The sequence below is a fragment of the Wolbachia endosymbiont of Drosophila baimaii genome (assembly GCF_028982185.1).
Lineage (GTDB): Bacteria > Pseudomonadota > Alphaproteobacteria > Rickettsiales > Anaplasmataceae > Wolbachia > Wolbachia pipientis.
The window spans coordinates 1-1,887 of sequence record NZ_JAPQLE010000167.1; the positions used below are offsets into that span (position 1 = coordinate 1).

A 1,887-nucleotide genomic window follows, 5' to 3' on the forward strand; every position below is an offset into this window, starting at 1 on the left:
TTGGATCTAGAAAGAGATGCAGAAATTTATGTAATCGAACTCTCCTCTTTTCAATTGGAGTTGATGAATGAAATTAACGTGGACATTTCAGCACTGCTCAATATTACACCAGATCACATAGATAGGCATGGAAGTATGGAGAACTACATAGCAACTAAATTAAAACTGATAAACGGTAGTGAGGTTGCCGTAATAGGATGTGACAATGAGATTACTGCTGACATATTCAACAAATTCACTGGAAACAAAATTCCAATCTCAGTAACATATTCCCCGATGTCATTCCAGCGCGTGACGCTGGAATCCAGAAAAGAAAAACCATTGCCAACTACTCAGATGACAGAGGGTGGTGCAAGAGATCTAATATCATTGGCAGGTAACAATTTGCTTGATTATAGTGAACAGATTACTGGTATAGATCGAAATTATCTGGATCCCAGTGTCAGCTACTTGGATGACAAAAGGGGCACTGGGATTCAGAAGATCTCGTTAAAACTAGAGAATCATAGCTTATCAGTAAGCGACGTGAAAATAAACCTAATATCCAACGCAGAAAACATAGCAGCCACATATGCCGTATGTAAGGTACTTGGAGTAGATAGCAACACTATTATCAATGGAATCAAGTCCTTTTCAGGACTGAGGCATAGGAATGAACTGCTTGGCAAAATAAGAAATGTGTTTTTCGTGAACGATAGCAAAGCAACTAATGCAAAATCGAGCGAAAAGGCGATCTTATCTTATGAAAACATAAATTGGATCGCTGGTGGAAGAAGCAAAAAAGGTGGAATAGAATCATTAAGCAAGCATTTTACAAGGGTTAGAAAAGCTTTTCTTATTGGAGAATCAACCGAAGCTTTTGCAAATGTTATGGAGAATAAAGTAGATTATGTTAAATGTTGCAATCTAGAAGATGCATTCAGATTGGCTTTTGAAGAGGCCTTAAATAGCGCAGAAGAAGTAACAATATTACTTTCTCCCGCGTGTGCTTCTTTTGATCAATGGAAAAATTTCGAGGAACGTGGTGAAGCATTTTGTAGAATGTTTGAAAATCTCAGGTACAATCACACATGCTGTTTAGTATAATGTTGCGTGGAACAAAAGTTAATAATAGATAAGCTAATTAGGGTTATTCCATTTGAAGGGATAAGCGATGAAACCCTATTAAAGGTGTGCACTGACCTTAATCTAGCTAATAGCTTTTGCAAATTTCAGAATGGAATATATAGCGCTTTGGAGCACATAGCAGAGGACTTAAATAGCTCAATGGAAACTGAACTAAGGAATTCTAATTTAGAAGATATGAAAGTGCGAGAGCGAGTAAAGTTAGCCATTCAAATACGCCTTTCAAATTACGCTAAGCTACCAAATTATAGAGAACTTTTAAAAAATGTTTTATTATTCTCTGTATCACCAAAAAATACATATTTTTCTAGTAAACTTTTATACAGAACTGTTAGTGCGATTTGGTATGGCATTTATGACCAATCAACAGATTTTAACTACTATACAAAAAGAGCAATATTAGCTGGAGTGTACTTAAGTACGATACTTTTTTTTATCAATGATTATTCAGAAGATTTTGTGGATACTTTATCGTTTCTTGATAACCGTATCAACAATGTCATGACATTTCAAAAATTCAAAACTCGCTTAAAAGGAATCATAGGAAATTTCTTATAAGCTATTGATTGTTGGTAGAAAAGTACTTGAGCACGATCCTGAAAAGGTTTGTGAAAATAAAAATATTCATGCTGATCATAAAGAACATTTAGTTTATCGTGAGGATAATAATGGTATAGCATTTCTTATAATAGTCCGAACAGGTCATAGGAAGGCAGAATCAACAGCACGACGAAAGGATTCGAATAGAGGAATGTTTTTCCT

Annotated in this window: 2 protein-coding genes and 1 pseudogene; all 3 read left to right on the plus strand. The window is 35.2% G+C overall.

Annotated elements, in window-relative coordinates; genetic code table 11:
* Nucleotides 1–1,086, plus strand: a 1,086-nt coding sequence (locus tag OZD66_RS05290; protein WP_275022432.1) for a Mur ligase family protein, incomplete at its 5' end; no start/stop codon positions are given.
* Between the two features lie 6 nt (nt 1,087–1,092).
* Nucleotides 1,093–1,683 (plus strand): COQ9 family protein, encoded by a 591-nt coding sequence (locus OZD66_RS05295; RefSeq protein WP_275022434.1) that lies wholly within the window; start codon nt 1,093–1,095, stop codon nt 1,681–1,683.
* A gap of 4 nt (nt 1,684–1,687) precedes the next feature.
* A pseudogene (locus OZD66_RS05300) lies at nt 1,688–1,887 on the plus strand (hypothetical protein); the annotation flags it as partial.